Consider the following 18,623-nt stretch of genomic DNA (forward strand, 5'->3'; position numbering starts at 1 on the left):
CATCAAACTACGAAAAATCCTTTGGGACTTTTTCTAGGCTCCACACTAGATTCCATCATTGAAATTTATGGTTTCAATGATGGAATCGTCGGCAGTAATCTAATAAAGAAGTCTATAAATTTATCTTTGATTTTCGACGAGAGAAATTATTTAATTGCGCGTGATTGCAACCCTTCTTCTTCCAAGAAGAGGCGGAATGGTACGAGTTCTTCTGCTTCGTATTTTTCCTTGAAGGCTTTGATTGCTTCTTCTGAGTGAAGTTTTGGATCCAATTCAAGTACTTCTACTGGAAGTGGACGGTGTGGAGTGATGCGAGCATCGATAACAACAGTTTTACCTTCTTTGTTGAGTTTGACAGCTTCTGCAACAACTGCATCGATGTCTTCGATACGGTCAACTGTAAATCCAACAGCTCCTTGAGCTTCAGCGATTTTCGCATAGTCAGCATTAGGGAAGTCACAACCAAACAAGTGTTTGTTTGTGTCTTCGTATTTGTCCTTGATGAAGGCATATTTACCATTTGAGAAGACAACGTTGATAACTGGAAGGTCGTATTGAACGTTTGTGATAACGTCTGGGTAGCACATGTTGAATGCACCGTCACCCATGATGTTCCATACTTGGCGATCTGGATTGTCTTTCTTAGCAGCGATACCACCAGGAAGGGCAATACCCATTGTCGCAAAGAGTGGAGATGTACGCCACATGTTCTTAGGTGTCATGTGAAGGTGACGAGTAGATGTTTGAGTAGTGTCACCTACGTCGATTGAGTAGATAGCGTCTTGATCAGCATGTTTGTTGATTGCATTGTAAACTTGATACAATTGCAATTCACCCTCAGTTTTACCTTCGATTTTGTTCATGTAATCACGCCAGTTTTGGTTGTTCTTAACGTTTGCACGCCACCATGGAGTAGATTCAACTGGGTTTACTTTGTCAAGGATAGCTTTAGCTGCTTGACCTGCGTCACCAAGGATTGAAGCGTCAAGGGCATGACGTTTACCAAGTTTGTAAGGGTCGATATCGACTTGGATGAATTTTTCAGTGTTCTTGAATGCTTCGTAAACTTCAGCAAATGGGAAGTTTGAACCAAGGAAAAGAACTGTGTCTGCTTCAAAGACCACTTCGTTGGCTGGCTTCCAACCAACACGGTAAGCAGAACCTGTCAAACCTTCATAGTTCCATTCGAAAGCTTCAAAGTTTTTACCAGTTGTGATGATTGGTGCTTTGATTTTACGTGACAATTCAGTAATCACTTCACCAGCTTTAACACCACCGTAACCAGCGTAAATAACTGGACGTTCAGCATTGTTCAAGATTTCAACAGCTTTGTTGATTTCAACTTCGTTCAAAGCAGGAGCGATGAATGAACGTTCGTATGAACCTGAACCGTAGTATGAGTTTTCGTCGATTTCTTGGAAACCGAAGTTTACTGGGATTTCAACAACAGCTGGACCTTTTTTAGAAACTGCAGCACGGCAAGCTTCGTCAATAACTTTTGGCAATTGCTCAGCGTAAGCTACACGTTTGTTATATACAGCGATACCGTTGTACATTGGGTTTTGGTTCAATTCTTGGAAAGCATCCATGTTCAATTCATTAACTGGACGTGATCCAAGGATTGCTAGGAATGGAGTGTTATCCATAGCTGCATCGTAAACACCGTTAATCAAGTGAGTCGCACCTGGACCACCTGAACCAACTGCAACCCCGATTGAGCCGCCGAATTTAGCTTGCATAACCGCTGCAAGAGCACCTGTTTCTTCGTGGCGAACTTGCAAGAAGCGGATGTCTTTGTCTTCAGCCAAAGCATCCATCAATGAGCTGAGTGTTCCTGATGGGATACCGTAGATTGTGTCTACGCCCCATGTTTTCAATACATTAAGCATTGCTGCAGATGCAGTAATTTTCCCTTGAGTCATAATGATAACTCTCCTTCAAATATTTTTAAATCTACTAAAAAAGGTTTCATATAGTTTTTGAAAACGTTTCAGTAAATTTTTACAATACTAATTTATCACATTTATTTTGACTTTACTAAGAATCTGCTCAGAAGTTTTTATTCTCTATTACAGTACAGTTTGAAAACGTTTTTTAGACTCTGTTTTATAATAAAAAGCGAGCAAACTCGCTTTTAGTCTATTTTACTAAAGTTTAGTAAGAGTGAACTAGTCAGAACAGATACAGAACTAAAGGCCATAGCTAGACCTGCCAGTTCTGGATTGAGGGCCAGTCCAACACCTGAAAAGACTCCTGCTGCAATCGGAATTCCGGCGACATTGTAGATAAAGGCCCAGAAAAGATTGAGCAGAATTCGATTAAAGGTTTTCTTACTCATGTCAAAAGCACGAACCACTCCTAGGAGGTTATTAGTTGTCAACACCAAATCTGCTGACTCGATAGCAATATCTGTTCCAGCTCCCATAGCAATCCCCACATCTGCTACACTGAGGGCAGGAGCGTCATTGATACCGTCCCCAACAAAGGCTACTTTGCCAGCCACTTGTAGCTTATGGATTTCATGGGCTTTTTCTTCTGGCAAGACACCTGCAATGACCTCTTCGATTCCAATCTGATCGGCAATGGCACGCGCCACACCTGCATTGTCTCCTGTCAGCATGACTGTTTTAAGACCTCGTTTTTTCAACTGACTGATGGCTAGCTTAGCATTTTCCTTAGGGATATCTTGCAAAGCAAGCAAGCCTTTGATTTCATTGTCCACAGCCAAAAACACAACTGTCTTAGCTTCTTTTTCCAGTTCTTCTAGTTTTTCTTGATAAATGCTAGAAATATCCATGCCATCCAGCATTTTAGCATTTCCAAGTAAGACTTGTTTTCCAGCTATTTGCCCTGAGACACCTTTTCCGTGCAAGGCTTGGAAATTTTCAACAGTTTGAAGCTCAAGTCCAGCTTCACTCGCTCGTTTCACAACGGCTTCAGCCAGTGGGTGTTGAGAAGCTTCTTCCAAGGAAGCTGCCAATCCAAGCACTTCTACTTCGTCGCCGATGATATCTGTTACCACAGGTTTCCCTTCCGTCAAAGTTCCTGTCTTATCAAAAACAATAGTTTGGACTTTCTGGATTTCCTGTAGAACCGTTCCATTTTTGAGGAGAACTCCCATCTTGGCACTGCGACCTGTCCCCACCATAAGGGCTGTCGGTGTTGCAAGTCCCAAGGCACAAGGGCAGGCGATAATCAAAACAGCCACTCCGTAGAGAAGAGAAGACACAAAGCTAGCTCCAAGCACAACTACACTATCCCTGAGCAAGACAAACCAAACCCAAAAGGTCACAATCCCTAAAATGACAACTGCTGGGACAAAAATGCCTGAAATTTTATCCGTCAAGTCCTGAATCGGCGCACGACTGGTTTGAGCTTTCTTCACAAAATCCACAATCTGAGCCAAAACAGTCTCTGAACCAACTTTTTCTGCTCTAAAAACAAGCGTTCCACTATTATTGATGGTTGAACCAATGACGGTATCTCCAACTGTCTTGTCCACTGGTAGGCTCTCACCTGTCACCATGGATTCGTCAATACTGGACACACCTTCTACTACGACACCATCAACAGCAATCTTTTCACCGGGACGCACTCTAATCAGATCACCTACCTTGACTTGCTCCAAGGGAACTTGAACATAGTTATCCTCACGCAAGACTTCTGCAGTTTTAGCCTGCAAGTCAAGTAATTTCTCCACAGCTTGGGAAGTATTTTTCCGCATTTTCTCCTCAAAAACAGCTCCCATAAGAACGAAGAAGAAGATAAATGCAGCACTTTCAAAGTAAACAGGGAGACCAGCGAAGAGGGCAACTAAGCTATAGAAATAGGCCACTAGGGTTCCCAGAGCAACCAAGGTATCCATGTTGGCATTGTGCTTTTTAAAACTAGCCCAAGCACTTTGGATATAAGGACCACCTGCTACTAGCATAATCGGTGTTGTGGCTAAAAAGGTGCCCCAACGCATGACTTGGTGACTAATTCCTCCTATCGACATCCCAATCATGAGAATCACAAGAGGCACAGTAAAGATACTAGTAATCCAAAAACGCTGTAAAAGTGATAGAGATTTTCGAGTCTTCTCAACAACTGTATAGCTTCCTTTTTGCATCTTCATGCCACAAGAAAATTCATGTTGGCCTAATTCTTGAGGTGTAAAACGAATGACTTTCTCCTCATCTACGCCGATTGGTTCCAAGATGCCTTCTTCTTCAAACAGAATTTCCTTGTAACAGTTTGAAGGAGTTGCTCGATGAAAGGTAATCTCAGCTGGAATCCCTTTTTGAAGCTGGATATGGGCTGGATGGTAGCCTTTGTCTGCCGTGATACGGATTTTTTGAACACCATTTTCAAGACTTGCTTTTACAATTTCAGTCATATCATTCTCCTATTCTACAATCATCTTGCCGTGCATCATATTCATGCCACAAGAGAAACCATACTCTCCAGCCTGCTCAGGTGTGATTTCCACTACATACTCTTCCCCCATAGGCAGGTCCGCATGCACACCAAAGTCTGGAAAGACGATCTGATCCAAACAAGGTGAAGGATCCTTGCGGTCAAAAACAATGCGGGCTGGCACTGATTTTTTGAGGATAATCAACTCAGGCGTATAGCCCCCCATGACCTCCACTCGAATCTCTTGGTAGCCGTTTTTTTGCTGGGCTTTTTGTCCAGATTTTTCAGGCTTTTTGAAAAACCAAAACAAGATAAACGCGATAAGGGCAATACAAATAATGGTTACAATACTATTTAACATGACGTCTCCTTTACATACAATTACATCTTACTTCTGTTACAGCGCTTGATTTCTTCTCAGAAATCACAGCTTCCAAGTCTTCCAAGTCAGCCTGAGTAAAATCACATTCAGCAATCAAATCAGCCAACAAGTTCTTAATCCTACGAGAACAAACCTTGTCCTTGATATCTTGGACAAGTAAATCCCGACTTTGGTCCAAAGTTAAAAGGGCTGAATAGACAAAGAACTTGCCTTCTTTTTTCCTTGTCAGACACTCTTTCTCAACCAAACGAGCCAAAAGAGTTTGAATGGTTGACTTGGACCAGTCGAACCGCTCCGCCAGAACCCTGATCAAATCCGTACTGGTCTGCTCTCCTTGCATCCAAATAATCTTCATGACCTGCCATTCTGCATCTGAAATCTGCATAATCACACCTCCAAAATCTACATTTGTCAATTATAATTATCAGTATACTCTTAAAATCTACATTTGTCAACTATAAAATTCAAATCTTTCTCTTTTTTTAAAATTTTCATTTCAAAAGTGTTTAATACTCAATAAAAATCAAAGAGCAAACTAGAAAGCTAGGCGCAGGCTGTTCAAAGAACTGCTTTGAGGTTTCAGTCACATATATAATCCAAGGGGTTTAAAGAGATTTTCGAAGAGTATAAAACAGCTTGCCTCCACATCAAATGGAGGCAAGCTGTTTTATCAATACAATTTTAAGTCACGAGGGTCAACTGGGAAGGTTGGGTTGTATGGGTTGTGACGGAGTTTGAAGTGTTTGACATCTTCAATAGTCTGAGTTCCAGACAATTGCATAACTGTCTTCAATTCCGCATTCAAATGTTCAAAGACTTGACGCACACCAACACTACCACCAAGGGCCAAGCCATAGATAACAGGGCGACCAATAGCTACCAAGTCTGCTCCTGAAGCCAAGGCTTTAAAGACATGTTGACCACGACGAACACCAGAGTCAAAGACAATTGGCACACGTTTATCAACTGCTTCTGCCACTTCTTGAAGTGAATCGAAGGCAGCTGGTCCACCGTCGATTTGGCGGCCACCATGGTTGGTTACCCAGATACCAGAAGCTCCTGCAGCAAGCGAACGTTCAACGTCCTCACGGCATTGTGGTCCCTTGACATAAACAGGAAGTCCTGAGTATTCAGCGATAAATTCTACATCGCGTGGAGACAAGCGTTGTTTAGCTGATTTGTAAACAAAGTCCATTGATTTTCCAGCACCTTCTGGCAGGTATTCTTCAACAATCGGCATGCCAACTGGGAAGACAAACCCATTACGCTTATCCACTTCACGATTACCCCCTACAGTAGCATCTGCCGTCAAGACAATCGCTTTATAACCTTCAGCCTTCACACGATCCATGATGTGGCGATTGATACCGTCATCCTTACTAAAGTAAAATTGGAACCAGTGAGGTGTCCCTTGAAGGGCTTCCGTAATTTCTGGAAGGTCAACAGTAGAGTAAGAGCTGGTTGTATAAAGAGAACCAAACTCATGAACACCACGCGCAGTCGCCACTTCACCCTGTTCATTTGCCAATTTATGAGCCGCAACAGGCGCCATAATGATTGGTGAAGACAATTTTTCACCTGCAAATTCAATCTCTGTACTTGGATTTTCTACATTGCAAAGCGTATGCGGAACGATGAGTTTGTGGTTAAAGGCGCGAATATTCTCACGTAAAGTAAAAGTATCTTCCGCCCCACTAGCGATATAGCCAAATGCTGCTTTAGGAATAACTTGTTGCGCCATTGGCTCCAAATCATAGGTATTGATGAAATCTACATGACCTTCTGCATTGCTTGTTTTGTATGACATAAGATGTCCTCCTTAGTAAGTAAGCGTTTACTTTGTATATTACAAAAATATCTTAACTCTTTTTTCAAAACTTTTCAAATATTTTGTTTGAAAATTTCAGAAATTTTATGTCTATGATAAAAAATCCTTATAACGGCAATAAAAAATACATATTATCCAAAGAAGATTTTAAGTGCTACAATAACTGTATTATTTCTAGATGGGAGGTTCTATTTTTGGATTGGTCCATTGTTGAACAATATCTACCACTATATCAAAAGGCATTCTTTCTAACCTTGCATATTGCAGTTTGGGGAATTTTAGGATCCTTTCTGCTTGGTTTAATCGTTAGTATCATCCGACATTACCGCATCCCTGTTTTGGCGCAAATAGCGACAGCCTACATTGAATTGTCACGTAACACGCCCCTTTTGATTCAACTCTTCTTTCTCTACTTTGGTCTTCCCCGAATGGGGATTGTCCTATCTTCAGAAGTCTGTGCTACTCTGGGACTGGTCTTTTTAGGAGGTTCCTATATGGCAGAATCTTTCCGAAGCGGACTGGAGGCCGTCAGTCAAACCCAGCACGAGATTGGATTAGCCATCGGTCTGACACCTGTACAGGTCTTTCACTATGTAGTTCTGCCACAAGCAACAGCGGTAGCCCTACCCTCTTTTAGCGCCAATGTCATTTTCCTCATCAAGGAAACCTCTGTTTTCTCAGCAGTAGCTTTGGCCGACCTCATGTACGTCGCCAAGGACTTGATTGGGCTCTACTATGAAACAGACATTGCGCTAGCTATGTTGGTAATTGCTTATCTGATTATGCTGCTGCCCATCTCACTGGTCTTTAGCTGGATAGAAAGGAGGCTCCGCCATGCAGGATTCGGGAATCCAAGTACTCTTTCAGGGAAATAACCTCCTGAGAATCTTACAGGGATTGGGCGTTACGATTGGCATATCCATCCTTTCTGTCCTCTTATCCATGATATTCGGAACAGTCATGGGAATCATCATGACCTCCCATTCTAGAATCGTACGATTTTTAACACGATTGTATCTGGAATTCATCCGTATCATGCCCCAGCTGGTGCTACTCTTCATCGTTTACTTTGGCTTAGCTCGAAACTTTAATATCAATATCTCAGGTGAGACTTCAGCTATTATCGTTTTTACCCTATGGGGAACAGCTGAAATGGGGGACTTGGTCCGTGGAGCTATCACTTCCCTCCCTAAGCATCAGTTTGAAAGTGGACAGGCGCTAGGCTTAACCAATGTTCAACTTTACTACCACATCATCATCCCACAAGTCTTGAGAAGATTACTTCCACAAGCCATCAATCTTGTCACTCGGATGATTAAAACTACTTCCTTGGTCGTTTTGATTGGAGTTGTAGAGGTTACCAAGGTTGGACAACAAATCATCGATAGCAATCGCCTGACTATACCAACAGCTTCCTTTTGGATTTATGGAACCATTCTAGTCTTATATTTCGCAGTCTGCTTTCCTATTTCCAAACTATCTACTCACTTAGAAAAACATTGGAGGAACTAAATGTCTGAAACTATCTTAGAAATCAAGGAACTAAAAAAATCCTTCGGAGACAATCCCATCCTCCAAGGTCTATCCCTACAAATCAATAAAGGGGAAGTTGTCGTCATTCTAGGACCCTCTGGTTGTGGGAAAAGTACCCTCCTTCGTTGCCTCAATGGCTTAGAAAGTATTCAAGGTGGAGATATTCTTCTGGACGGTCAGTCTATCGTTGAAAATAAAAAAGATTTTCACCTAGTTCGCCAAAAGATTGGCATGGTCTTTCAAAGCTATGAACTCTTTCCCCATCTGGATGTCTTACAAAACCTCATCCTAGGTCCTATTAAGGCTCAAGGTCGCGACAAGAAGGAAGTAACGGAAGAAGCTCTGAAACTACTGGAACGTGTCGGTTTGCTAGATAAACAACATAGCTTTGCGCGTCAATTATCTGGCGGACAGAAGCAACGGGTTGCAATTGTTCGTGCCCTCCTCATGCATCCAGAAATCATCCTTTTTGACGAAGTGACTGCTTCTCTGGACCCAGAAAGGGTGCGTGAAGTTCTGGAACTCATCAATGATTTAGCTCAAGAAGGTCGCACCATGATTTTAGTAACTCATGAAATGCAGTTTGCCCAAGCAATTGCCGATCGGATTATCTTCCTCGACCAAGGGAAAATCGCTGAAGAGGGAACGGCTCAAGCCTTCTTTACCAATCCGCAAACCAAACGAGCTCAGGAATTTTTAAACGTCTTTGACTTTAGCCAATTTGGCTCATATCTATAAAGGAGATTTTTATGAAACTACTCAAACCACTCTTAACTGTTTTGGCTCTTGCCTTCGCCCTTATCTTTGTCACAGCTTGTAGCTCAGGTGGAAATGGTGGTGCATCGTCTGGTAAAACCACTGCCAAGGCTCGCACAATCGATGAAATCAAAAAAAGCGGTGAGCTACGAATCGCCGTATTTGGAGATAAAAAACCGTTTGGTTACGTTGACAATGACGGTTCTTACCAAGGTTACGATATTGAACTTGGGAACCAACTAGCACAAGACTTGGGTGTCAAGGTTAAATACGTTTCAGTCGATGCTGCCAACCGTGCTGAATACTTGATTTCAAACAAGGTGGATATTACTCTTGCCAACTTTACGGTGACTGACGAACGCAAAAAACAAGTTGATTTTGCCCTTCCTTACATGAAAGTTTCACTTGGTGTCGTATCGCCTAAGAATGGTCTTATTACAGATGTCAAACAATTGGAAGGTAAAACCTTGATTGTCACAAAAGGAACGACTGCTGAGACTTATTTTGAAAAGAATCATCCAGAAATCAAACTCCAAAAATACGACCAATACAGTGACTCTTACCAAGCCCTTCTTGACGGACGTGGAGATGCCTTCTCTACTGACAATACGGAAGTCCTAGCTTGGGCGCTTGAAAATAAAGGATTTGAAGTAGGAATTACTTCCCTCGGTAATCCCGATACCATTGCGGCAGCAGTTCAAAAAGGCAACCAAGAATTGCTAGACTTCATCAATAAAGATATTGAAAAATTAGGTAAAGAAAACTTCTTCCACAAAGCCTATGAAAAAACACTTCACCCAACCTACGGTGACGCTGCTAAAGCAGATGACCTAGTTGTTGAGGGCGGAAAAGTTGACTAATACTCAATGAAATCACAAAAAGAAATCAGGTAATCCTAATGACTACCTGATTTTCTATGTCTTAAGCATTTTGCCAATTTTCTTGGTCTTCTTTAAAGCGTTTTAGAAGATCGAGTCCTTCTGGCGTGATATAGCCTTCTTCTTGAGCTAGATGAATCAATTCACTGTAGTTAGAAAGCGTCACAAGTTTGACACCTGCATCTGAGAAGTTCTTATCTGCTTTTGGTAATTGGTAGCTGAAAATCGCTACAACTCCAAGCACATCTGCTCCTTCGCGTTTAGCTGCGGCTACTGCTTCAAGAACAGAACCACCTGTTGAAATAAGGTCTTCAACCACTACCATCTTTTGCCCCTGAGCTACGCGGCCTTCGATTTGGTTACCAGCTCCGTGGTCTTTTGGTTTGCTACGGATATAGGCAAATGGCAAGTTCATCTTGTCAGCAATGATGGCTCCGTGAGGAATCCCTGCTGTCGCAGTTCCTGCAATCACCTCAACCTCAGGAAAGGCTTCTTTGATAGCATCCACAAAACCATTTTCAATTAGGGTACGAGTTTCTGGATAGGCTAATGTCACACGATTATCAGTATAAATCGGCGACTTGATACTAGATGCCCAAGTGAAAGGCTCCTCTGGTTTGAGGTAAACGGCTTGGATTTTCAAGAGGTGGCTAGCGATATCTTTAGCAAGTGTCATGGTCTTCTCCTTTTGTTTTTCTAATCTATTTCTTTAATTCTAGTTTTGGTTCCATTCATCCTTGATGGCATGATAAGCTGCAACAGGATCCTCAGCTTGAGTAATGGGACGTCCCACTACGATATAGTCACTACCGATTTGATAGGCATCTGCTGGCGTCATCACGCGTTTTTGGTCTCCAACAGCAGCTCCCTGAGGACGAATGCCCGGTGTCAGACAGATAAAATCTGGATTGGTAGCCTGCTTGATGAGTTGCACTTCCTGAGCCGAGCAGACAACACCATCTAATCCAGCTTCAGCTGTCTTCTTAGCATAATGAATCACAGACTCTTGCAGGCTGGTTTGGATATTTTGAAACTCCTGCATCTGAGCTTCTGAGGTTGATGTGAGCTGAGTCACTGCAATCAATTTGGCTTGGTTTCCAAGACCTTCACGCGCCGCCTTCATCATCTCTACACCGCCAGCGGCATGAACATTGGTCATATCCACACCAAGCTGAGATAAGACCTTCATAGCTGACTTGACTGTATTTGGAATATCATGTAGTTTGAGGTCCAAAAAGACACTGTGCCCCAGGCCTTTCAAGTAGGACACAATCTCAGACCCTGTTGCGTAATAGAGCTCCATCCCTACCTTTAGATAAAGGCTTTCTTCTGCTGGAAAAAGAGCTAAAAATTTCTTGACCGCCTCAAAACTAGGAAAATCAAGAGCAATGACTGGACGATGTTCTCGCATAGGTTTCTCCTTTTACCTTTGCTAGTGAGAGAGTCTGGGCAACAGAAGCCACGAAAAAAGGAACCTGCCAACAGCAAGGTTCCACGAAAAATGGGTAGTCTCCACCCTTTCACCGTCTAACCTTAGCTGCCTCTCTGGACTGCTTTAAAGGTTTTCTATTATTCTATTATTTCTACTAGCACTTGTCAAGTAAAAACATGGCAACTAAAGAGCTATAGAAGAAAAGCTAAGCCTAGCGACGCGATGAACGCTGACTTGTTTGATTTCGATTGCCCTCTTCCTCCAGCTTTTTCCTTTCCTCTTCTAGTTTATTCTGCTGTTCTTCCAGTCTTTTCTTCTCTTCCTCTTTCTGTTTCTTCTCAGCTTCCTTAGCCTCTTGTTTGGCTTTTTCCTCAGCCTCCATAATTAATTTATCCGCCACAGTGTAACTGTAAATTCCAGCTTCCATATCGACCACACTTGGTTCTGACAATTGAGGTTTAATCTTGCTGTAATAAGGCAATTTCTTACTCATTTCAGATAGAGGAACCAAGACTTCGTCCGAATCATTCATAGTCAATCGAATTAAATCGGAAGTCACCTTGCTTGGGGCTAATTCCACCTTTTGGATAGCAGCCTTGAGTTCTGGGCTAATTTGAGCAAGTTCTGAGACAAAAGCCTTGATTTGTTCACTATCATTAAAGAGAACTGATAAATAAGTTTCTGGTAGACTGACCAAACTCACAGCACTGGTCTCAAGCTGACCACTGGAAAGAATAGGATAATGGTTTTCACCAGAAATATAGTAGGCTACAATATCATATTCCTTAACCTTGATAGTAAACTTGGTTGGAAATTGATAGACAAGCTGAGCTGATTCCACCCAATAATTAGACTTGATCCGCTCTTCATATTTTGCCTTATCTAGCAGAAGGTTAATCGTATAATCCGAATCCTGAATGCCTGAAGCTTGTCGGATATCATCAGCCGTAGTTTGTACCGTTCCCTCAATACTTATATCCTTCATGGTCGCATAAGGACTGAGTAAGTAAGCAGAGATAATCAATAAAAGCAGACTTGGAAATAAAATCGTTAGAGCTCGCAAGATATGGAGGCCAGGAATCTTTGCTTTGGCTGCTTTTTCTTTTGTATCCTTTTTATCCTGTTCCTCGTCCTCTTTAAACCCTGATTCTTTTATCTCTTCTTCATCTTTGTCACCCTCTGAGGATGCTACTTTTTCTTCAGACTTTTCCTTAGCTGATTCTTCATCTTCTGGGTCTGTTTCACTCTCCTGGTCCTCTGACTTCTCAGATTCTTCTCCCATTCGAGCTTGTCTTTCCTTTTCCTTCTCCTCAGCTAGGGCTGCCTCTTCTTCAGCCTTCTTTTTTAGGTATTCTTGGTTTCGTTTCTGCCATTCTGATAACTCTTTCAATTCTTCGAGGATTTCTTTGCCCTCATTTTTCTTATCTTTTGACATTTACTTTCCTTATGATAAATCGTTTTTCAATAGTTGATAAAAATCTGCTAGAGATTTCAATTCCTTAGAAGCCTTCATCTTGGCTTGGTAATCTTCCTTGTGGCTTAGTAAGTGAGACAGCTTCTCTTCCAAACTATCCAAGGTCAAATCGCTTTCTTGAAGCTCTTCTGCATAGCCTTTTTTTACAAAGTAAGCCGCATTTTCAATCTGGTCACCACGACTAGCTTCACGACCAAGTGGCACAATAACATGTAATTTTGCCATAGCCAAGAGCTCAAAAATCGTATTGGCACCACCTCGTGTCACAACAATATCAGCCAATTCCATCAAGGGTTGATAGAGATTAGTCACATAGTCAACACGAAAGAGATTTTGGCTCAACTCATTCAGGCTAGAATCTCCAGTTAAATTGATAATATTATAGCGTTCTGTCAGCTCTTTCTTATGGTCTGTCACCAATTGGTTAAAGACACGAGCACCTGCAGAACCACCGACAAACAATACAGTTGGCAATTTAGGATTAAAGTGGGTTTGGATATCCACCAATTCATCTGGTTCTGGATTTTTTTGATCTGAAACCTTGGTCACTGCTCCCACATGCTCGACCTTAGACAAACTTGAAGCTTGCTCAAAGGTTGAATACATCTTGGTCGCAAATTTATAGGCGATTTTATTGGCCAAGCCCATAGATAGGTCAGATTCGTGAATAAAGACAGGCACTCCTGACACACGCGCTGCGATAACAGGCGGTACTGAGACAAAGCCTCCCTTTGAAAAAAGTGCTTGTGGACGAAGTCGCAACATGATAAAGAGCGATTGGACAATTCCCCAGCCAACTTTGAAGACGTCCAGCATATTTTGCCAAGAGAAATAACGACGCAATTTGCCAGTCGCAATGGAATGGAAGGTAACATCCAAACCTGACTTAAGGATTTCTTGGTGTTCGATACCACGTTTATCTCCGATATAGTGGACTTCCCAGCCATCTTCGATAAACTTGGGCATTAACAAAAGGTTGAGGGTAACGTGTCCGACCGTCCCCCCACCTGTAAAGACAATTTTTTTCATATTATTCCTTTAACTCCGCTACTGTGTCGATAAAGAGGTCTCCACGTACTTCAAAGTTAGCATACATATCCCAGCTGGCATTTGCAGGACTGAGAAGGACTACATCTCCTTGAGTCGCGAGCTCATAAGCCTTGCGGGTCGCATCAGCAATATCTGTCGCATCCACATAAGCCACACCAGCCTTATCCGCTGCCCGTTTGACACGTTCTGCAGACTGACCCAGGATGACCATCATCTTGAGTCCAGTGATATCTGGAACCAGTTCGTCAAACTCATTACCACGGTCCAAACCACCTGCAATCAAAATGACCTTGCTGTTGTCAAATCCTGACAAGGCTTTTTGAGTAGCCAAGATATTGGTTGACTTGCTATCATTATAGAATTTGACACCCTTGATTTCATCCACAAATTGGAGACGGTGTTTGACACCACCAAAGGCTGAAAGAGTTTCCTTAATGATTTGGTTATCCACACCACGAAGCTTGGCTACAGCAATAGTCGCAAGGGCATTTTCTACATTGTGGCTACCTGGAACTCCGATTTCATTCGCTGCCATAACCACTTCCCCACGGAAGTAAAGTTGACCATCTTCCAGATAAGCTCCATCAACCTTTTCCTGTGTTGAAAATGGTACAACAGTAGCTTGTGTTTTGCTAGCCAATTCTTTTGCCAAGTCTTGGTTAAAGTTCAAGATAAGGAAATCAGCCGCTGTCATCTTGTTCTGGATATTCCACTTAGCTGCTACATAGGCCTCAAACGAACCATGATAATCGATATGAGTTGGCATGAGGTTGGTAATAACCGCAATCTCAGGATGAAATTCTTGAACTCCCATGAGTTGGAAAGAAGAAAGTTCCATGACAAGCGTATCCTTGTCTGTCGCTGTTTGGGCCACTTGACTGGCTGGATAGCCAATATTCCCTGATAGGAGACCATGTTGGCCAGCAGCAGTCAAAACTTCTCCAATCATAGTCGTTGTGGTTGTCTTACCGTTCGAACCAGTGATACCAACAATCGGTGCTTCTGAAATCAAGTAAGCTAATTCCACCTCAGTCAAGACTGGAATACCTTTTGCCAAAGCCTTTTCAATCATGGGATTGCTGTAGGGGATACCTGGATTTTTCACCATAAGGGCAAACTCTTCATCCAAAAGTTCCAAAGGATGGCCACCTGTAATGACTTTGATCCCTTCTTCCAGCAAACTTTGCGCAGCTGGATTGTCCTCGAATGGTTTCCCGTCATTTACTGTCACAATGGCACCCAGCTTATCCAACAAACGAGCTGCAGATTCACCAGACTTGGCCAAACCTAAAACAAGGACTTTCTTATTTTTAAATTGATCTATTACTTTCATGTCTCAAACTCCATTTCTACTCCTACTATTTTACCATTTTTATGGAAATAAAAAAGCCACAAAGTGTGTTTGTGACTCTTTCTTCTAACTGAATCTCGCCATATCATCTATGTGATAAATCGGTAACTCGAATAACTTGGTCCACTTGTTCCCAAATCAGAGGATTATGGGTCGCAATAATGATAGTTCGATTCGGATTTTTTAAAGATTCTAGGATAGAAAGTAATTCCTCAGAGTTTTTGGGGTCTAGTGAAGCGGTTGGTTCATCTGCGAGAATCAAAGGTGGATCCTTTAAGATTATCTTCGCTAGTGCAACACGTTGTGCTTCTCCTCCTGATAATTCAAAGATAGGTTGCTTTAAATCTAAATAAGAGAGGTTAACACGGTTTAGAGCTTGTTTCATCAAAGAGATTTTCTCTTTTTCTTTCAACTTTTTACCAACTAAACCCAGATTGAGATTCTCTTTGACGGTTTGACTTTCAATTAAGCCAAAATCTTGAAATAAGTATCCCAAGTAATCTCTAAAGAAAACAGAAGGCTTGATGTCCTTAAGAGAGGTGCCATCATAGATAATTTGCCCTTTGTCATATGGCTCTAATCGTCCAATCATATTCAAGAGTGTTGTCTTACCACAGCCACTTGTACCGATTAAGGCATAAATTTTCCCACCTTCAAAATGAAGATTCGTATCTGAAAATAGCTGACGGCTTCCAAACTTTTTAGATATATTCTTTAGTTCAATCATCCTATTTTCCTTTCATAATTGTCATAGAAACACGAGATTCTTTCTGCGCTTGACGGTAAAGCGTCAGAACTGCACTAGCTAGAAAGACTAATAAAGTGAGCAAGCCAATCACCAAGTCTCGACTGCTTAAAATAAAGAGACTAGCACCAAATACAAAACTGGCAAATTGACTAACCATATACTGAGCATGTGTTTCAAAAAATCGTAAACCTGAAATTCGTTTAATCAAGATATCTCGGCGGAATTGCTCGAAATATAGAAGATTGACAGAATAAAAGAGTAACAAGGAACTAGCTATTCCAACAATAGCTCCTAGGATTAAAGTTGCTGTTTCAGTTTGAACTTCATTATAACGAGTTAGATAAACACTTCTTCCTTCTTTAAGATAGGATACTTGCTCATAAATTCCAGCTTCCCTCAATAGATCTAGCCCACTCTCATATCCTTTGATAAAGAGTTGCTTTCCAGCATTGATAGACCAAACAGATTTGGAAATGATACTATCACCTGTAGATGTTGGAGTAAATACAACTAAAATCGGATCAGTTAAGTACTGGATGGATACTGGGCTTTCACCGTTATTATAAATAAATCGCTTTTCTCCAGTTGGAAGATAGCTAACAATCGCTCTCATTTCATACTCTAAAGGAGCACTCGCCTCCTCACCAGATTTTCCATAATAACTCAATCTTTCTTCAAAAGCTTTCTTAAGTTCTGCTTCCTGTGAACGAAGAGATTCTGGTAATAAGAGTCCAAACTCCCCTTTTTGAAGATGAGCTAGTTTCTGTCTAGTATCATCATTTACAGTAACATTTTCCTTGTCCAAATAACTTGGGCTGACATAAAGAACATTAGCATCTGGACTATAGGTATCCAGTGTCTCTCCGTTTTTATTTTTTCCTTGAGGATTTGCAAAATGAATGAGATTATCTTTTACAAATAGAGCCTGTTCTTTTTCAACTGCTTCTTTGGAAAATTCATACCACTTATTCTGATTTTCTGTATCTTTTCCTCTATCACCTAAGCCAAAAGAAATTTGATAATAGTCTGCTCTGTCCTTCCACGCTTGTTTTGAAATTTCAAGTTCTTTCAATCGTTGGTAAGACGTCAAGCCTGTCTTAACAGCGTAGCCCACTGTAAAAACAGCTACTAACTGACACAATAAGGTTAAAATCATCAAGCGTTTAAGGGGTAATCTCCCTTTAATAACAGGAACTAATGCTTTGTAACTCAAACTCATTAGATAAAGGAGCATTAGTAAAATTGAAATACCCAATAAAAACAACAGATAGAAACTAATCCCAAAACCATAGGTGGCTAACAAGATAGGATAAAACAAACCTTGACTAAAAAGAACGACTCCTCCACCTAGGAAGGAAAGGAGGGCTGATAGAAGGATCCACTTGATATCAGTCGATAAAGAATGCCCCATGATGGATAAGAGAGTCTGACCAGAAAAGAGTTTTATACCTGCTGCTCTCATTTCCTTAATCCGAGTAATAATCACTAGAGCAAAGAAAGATAAGCCAAATATTGCTAAACTAATTAAGATAAGTGGATTTAGTAACATTCGAAAAGCAAGAGAATAGGGCGGTGTCTTTCGGTCAGCAATTGCTTTATAACCCAAATCTCCTAATTTATCGGCTAGCTTTTCTTTCGTCAAGGAGCCTGATAAAAGGAGATAACTATTTAGCGGATCACTACGTTCACGACTTTCTTGACTAGCTTCTTGGAATTCTTTTGGTAAAGTTCCCTGACCATAAGTTGCATAAGCAAAGTGAGTCGTTCCATCCTTACTCGGCTCTACGATTCTTCTAGCTATTAAACTCTGTTCTGAGTTTGCAAACTTCTCCAATTCCTGTTCAAATACCTCACGCGTCGGTTCCTGAGTATCTTTTTTGACACGAAGTAAGGAGACGGAATCATAGCTTGCATATAAATATTGTGGAGCACGTAAGACAATAATCCAAGCAAGGAAGAAGCTGAGAAAAAAAGTTGATAATAATATGAATAGTTTCTTCATAGTAGACTCCTTGTATAAGAGAATAACCCTATAGAAAAAGATTTTATCTTTTATAAATTCTTAGAATTATTTTCCTAGTTTAATCAATTACACCCTGAACAACAAGACAATAATACTCTTCAAAAATCTCTTCAAACCGCGTCAACGTCGCCTTGCCGTAGATATATGTAACTGACTTCGTCAGTCTTATCTACAACCTCAAAGCAGTGCTTTGAGCAACCTGCGGCTAGTTTCCTAGTTTGCTCTTTGATTTTCATTGAGTATAAATTTAATCCTTTCTTATTTTGAAATCGGTTTCTTATAACATAAATATATCACTTCATATATAACTTGTCAACATATTGTACTAATATATCATTAGTAATGAAGTTTTACAATTTCCTAAAAAAATAGATGTCGTTAAAGAATTTTATTCAAGCTTTTACCATCCATATTATCCAAGCAAAAGAGATGATGTTATAGTAAAAGGCAATTCAAACTATTGTAAAATTTCTACAAAAAAAGAGAGCCGAAACTCTCTTTTTATCTTCTTTTACTTTTACTGACCGACATGAGGGTAATATCTCGCAAGCTAAAGTATGCTAGGAAGAGCATGGCGATTGCGATAAAGAATTCTGTTGGTAGCTGAAAGATTTGCAGGACAGACAACATCAGCAAAATCAAAAGTGCTACGAAAGCAAAGACGACAAGGACGATATTGACTGTCCCTTTAATGCTTTGTGGTGTCGCAAATACATAGAGTAGTAATAAGAGGAGTCCTATGATTAAATAAACCATCTTTATCTCTTTCT

At 41.1% G+C, this 18,623-nt stretch carries 18 protein-coding genes; 4 read left to right on the top strand and 14 right to left on the bottom strand.

Translation table 11 applies throughout. From position 1 onward, the window contains the following. Nucleotides 1-146: 146 nt before the first annotated feature. The 5 genes from spxB to lctO all read right to left on the bottom strand — a co-directional run bounded on the left by spxB (nt 147) and on the right by lctO (nt 6,587). On the bottom strand, nt 147-1,922 hold the full coding sequence (gene spxB / locus B7695_RS04240; RefSeq protein ID WP_084889906.1) for a pyruvate oxidase: 1,776 nt from the start codon (nt 1,920-1,922) through the stop codon (nt 147-149). 212 nt (nt 1,923-2,134) lie between these two features. Continuing rightward, nucleotides 2,135-4,378 carry a heavy metal translocating P-type ATPase gene (locus tag B7695_RS04245; protein WP_084889908.1) on the bottom strand — a complete coding sequence of 748 codons (2,244 nt, stop codon included), beginning with the start codon at nt 4,376-4,378 and terminating at the stop codon, nt 2,135-2,137. 9 nt (nt 4,379-4,387) lie between these two features. Beyond that, nucleotides 4,388-4,759 carry a cupredoxin domain-containing protein gene (locus tag B7695_RS04250; protein ID WP_000935061.1) on the bottom strand — a complete coding sequence of 124 codons (372 nt, stop codon included), beginning with the start codon at nt 4,757-4,759 and terminating at the stop codon, nt 4,388-4,390. Nucleotides 4,760-4,769: 10 nt separating this feature from the next. Then, nucleotides 4,770-5,165, bottom strand: coding sequence for a CopY/TcrY family copper transport repressor (locus tag B7695_RS04255; protein ID WP_070535535.1), 396 nt, complete (start codon nt 5,163-5,165; stop codon nt 4,770-4,772). 285 nt (nt 5,166-5,450) lie between these two features. Then, a complete protein-coding gene (gene lctO, locus B7695_RS04265; protein WP_049524544.1) occupies nt 5,451-6,587 on the bottom strand; it encodes an L-lactate oxidase in 1,137 nt (378 codons plus the stop codon). Nucleotides 6,588-6,802: 215 nt separating this feature from the next. Between lctO and B7695_RS04270 the strand changes: the two genes are divergently transcribed. The 4 genes from B7695_RS04270 to B7695_RS04285 are packed head-to-tail and all read left to right on the top strand — an operon-like array spanning nt 6,803 to nt 9,757. Further along, a complete protein-coding gene (locus B7695_RS04270; protein ID WP_084889910.1) occupies nt 6,803-7,483 on the top strand; it encodes an amino acid ABC transporter permease in 681 nt (226 codons plus the stop codon). Then, entirely contained in the window at nt 7,443-8,120 is a 678-nt protein-coding gene (locus tag B7695_RS04275; protein WP_033684005.1) for an amino acid ABC transporter permease, read from the top strand. The genes B7695_RS04270 and B7695_RS04275 overlap by 41 nt, the downstream gene beginning before the upstream one ends. After that, complete coding sequence (locus tag B7695_RS04280; RefSeq protein ID WP_084889912.1) at nt 8,121-8,879, top strand: amino acid ABC transporter ATP-binding protein; 759 nt, start codon at nt 8,121-8,123, stop codon at nt 8,877-8,879. 11 nt (nt 8,880-8,890) lie between these two features. Next, complete coding sequence (locus B7695_RS04285; protein WP_084889914.1) at nt 8,891-9,757, top strand: cysteine ABC transporter substrate-binding protein; 867 nt, start codon at nt 8,891-8,893, stop codon at nt 9,755-9,757. A gap of 61 nt (nt 9,758-9,818) precedes the next feature. On the opposite strand, the gene pyrE is transcribed toward B7695_RS04285, so the two are convergent. The 9 genes from pyrE to B7695_RS04330 all read right to left on the bottom strand — a co-directional run bounded on the left by pyrE (nt 9,819) and on the right by B7695_RS04330 (nt 18,609). After that, nucleotides 9,819-10,451, bottom strand: a complete 633-nt coding sequence (pyrE, locus tag B7695_RS04290) for an orotate phosphoribosyltransferase (protein ID WP_084889916.1) — start codon at nt 10,449-10,451, stop codon at nt 9,819-9,821. A gap of 39 nt (nt 10,452-10,490) precedes the next feature. Then, complete coding sequence (gene pyrF, locus B7695_RS04295; RefSeq protein ID WP_084889918.1) at nt 10,491-11,186, bottom strand: orotidine-5'-phosphate decarboxylase; 696 nt, start codon at nt 11,184-11,186, stop codon at nt 10,491-10,493. Between the two features lie 232 nt (nt 11,187-11,418). Then, nucleotides 11,419-12,642, bottom strand: a complete 1,224-nt coding sequence (locus B7695_RS04300; protein ID WP_084889920.1) for a cell division protein FtsQ/DivIB — start codon at nt 12,640-12,642, stop codon at nt 11,419-11,421. 9 nt (nt 12,643-12,651) lie between these two features. Further along, nucleotides 12,652-13,710, bottom strand: a complete 1,059-nt coding sequence (locus B7695_RS04305) for a UDP-N-acetylglucosamine--N-acetylmuramyl-(pentapeptide) pyrophosphoryl-undecaprenol N-acetylglucosamine transferase (RefSeq protein ID WP_084889922.1) — start codon at nt 13,708-13,710, stop codon at nt 12,652-12,654. A gap of 1 nt (nt 13,711) precedes the next feature. Then, nucleotides 13,712-15,064 carry a UDP-N-acetylmuramoyl-L-alanine--D-glutamate ligase gene (gene murD / locus B7695_RS04310; RefSeq protein WP_084889924.1) on the bottom strand — a complete coding sequence of 451 codons (1,353 nt, stop codon included), beginning with the start codon at nt 15,062-15,064 and terminating at the stop codon, nt 13,712-13,714. A 103-nt stretch (nt 15,065-15,167) separates the two neighbouring features. Then, the gene (locus B7695_RS04315; RefSeq protein WP_000571283.1) at nt 15,168-15,809 is read right to left on the bottom strand and encodes an ABC transporter ATP-binding protein; all 642 of its coding nucleotides are present in this window, start codon (nt 15,807-15,809) and stop codon (nt 15,168-15,170) included. Between the two features lies 1 nt (nt 15,810). Then, nucleotides 15,811-17,832, bottom strand: coding sequence for a bacteriocin-associated integral membrane family protein (locus B7695_RS04320; RefSeq protein WP_084889926.1), 2,022 nt, complete (start codon nt 17,830-17,832; stop codon nt 15,811-15,813). Nucleotides 17,833-17,963: 131 nt separating this feature from the next. Then, on the bottom strand, nt 17,964-18,089 hold the full coding sequence (locus tag B7695_RS11625; RefSeq protein WP_001818081.1) for a hypothetical protein: 126 nt from the start codon (nt 18,087-18,089) through the stop codon (nt 17,964-17,966). A 265-nt stretch (nt 18,090-18,354) separates the two neighbouring features. Beyond that, entirely contained in the window at nt 18,355-18,609 is a 255-nt protein-coding gene (locus tag B7695_RS04330) for a DUF3165 family protein (protein WP_000262675.1), read from the bottom strand. Nucleotides 18,610-18,623: the final 14 nt, after the last annotated feature.

This window comes from Streptococcus mitis, from assembly GCF_002096845.1.
GTDB lineage: Bacteria > Bacillota > Bacilli > Lactobacillales > Streptococcaceae > Streptococcus > Streptococcus mitis_A.

Coding starts and splice junctions, on each gene's coding strand:
- murD (WP_084889924.1), bottom strand. CDS start 15,064: ATGAAAGTAATAGATCAATTTAAAAATAAGAAAGTCCTTGTTTTAGGT.
- B7695_RS04300 (WP_084889920.1), bottom strand. CDS start 12,642: ATGTCAAAAGATAAGAAAAATGAGGGCAAAGAAATCCTCGAAGAATTG.
- B7695_RS04250 (WP_000935061.1), bottom strand. CDS start 4,759: ATGTTAAATAGTATTGTAACCATTATTTGTATTGCCCTTATCGCGTTT.
- B7695_RS04320 (WP_084889926.1), bottom strand. CDS start 17,832: ATGAAGAAACTATTCATATTATTATCAACTTTTTTTCTCAGCTTCTTC.
- B7695_RS04330 (WP_000262675.1), bottom strand. CDS start 18,609: ATGGTTTATTTAATCATAGGACTCCTCTTATTACTACTCTATGTATTT.
- pyrE (WP_084889916.1), bottom strand. CDS start 10,451: ATGACACTTGCTAAAGATATCGCTAGCCACCTCTTGAAAATCCAAGCC.
- pyrF (WP_084889918.1), bottom strand. CDS start 11,186: ATGCGAGAACATCGTCCAGTCATTGCTCTTGATTTTCCTAGTTTTGAG.
- B7695_RS04315 (WP_000571283.1), bottom strand. CDS start 15,809: ATGATTGAACTAAAGAATATATCTAAAAAGTTTGGAAGCCGTCAGCTA.
- B7695_RS04255 (WP_070535535.1), bottom strand. CDS start 5,165: ATGCAGATTTCAGATGCAGAATGGCAGGTCATGAAGATTATTTGGATG.
- B7695_RS04285 (WP_084889914.1), top strand. CDS start 8,891: ATGAAACTACTCAAACCACTCTTAACTGTTTTGGCTCTTGCCTTCGCC.
- B7695_RS04280 (WP_084889912.1), top strand. CDS start 8,121: ATGTCTGAAACTATCTTAGAAATCAAGGAACTAAAAAAATCCTTCGGA.
- B7695_RS04275 (WP_033684005.1), top strand. CDS start 7,443: ATGCAGGATTCGGGAATCCAAGTACTCTTTCAGGGAAATAACCTCCTG.
- B7695_RS04245 (WP_084889908.1), bottom strand. CDS start 4,378: ATGACTGAAATTGTAAAAGCAAGTCTTGAAAATGGTGTTCAAAAAATC.
- B7695_RS04305 (WP_084889922.1), bottom strand. CDS start 13,710: ATGAAAAAAATTGTCTTTACAGGTGGGGGGACGGTCGGACACGTTACC.
- lctO (WP_049524544.1), bottom strand. CDS start 6,587: ATGTCATACAAAACAAGCAATGCAGAAGGTCATGTAGATTTCATCAAT.
- B7695_RS11625 (WP_001818081.1), bottom strand. CDS start 18,089: ATGAAAATCAAAGAGCAAACTAGGAAACTAGCCGCAGGTTGCTCAAAG.
- spxB (WP_084889906.1), bottom strand. CDS start 1,922: ATGACTCAAGGGAAAATTACTGCATCTGCAGCAATGCTTAATGTATTG.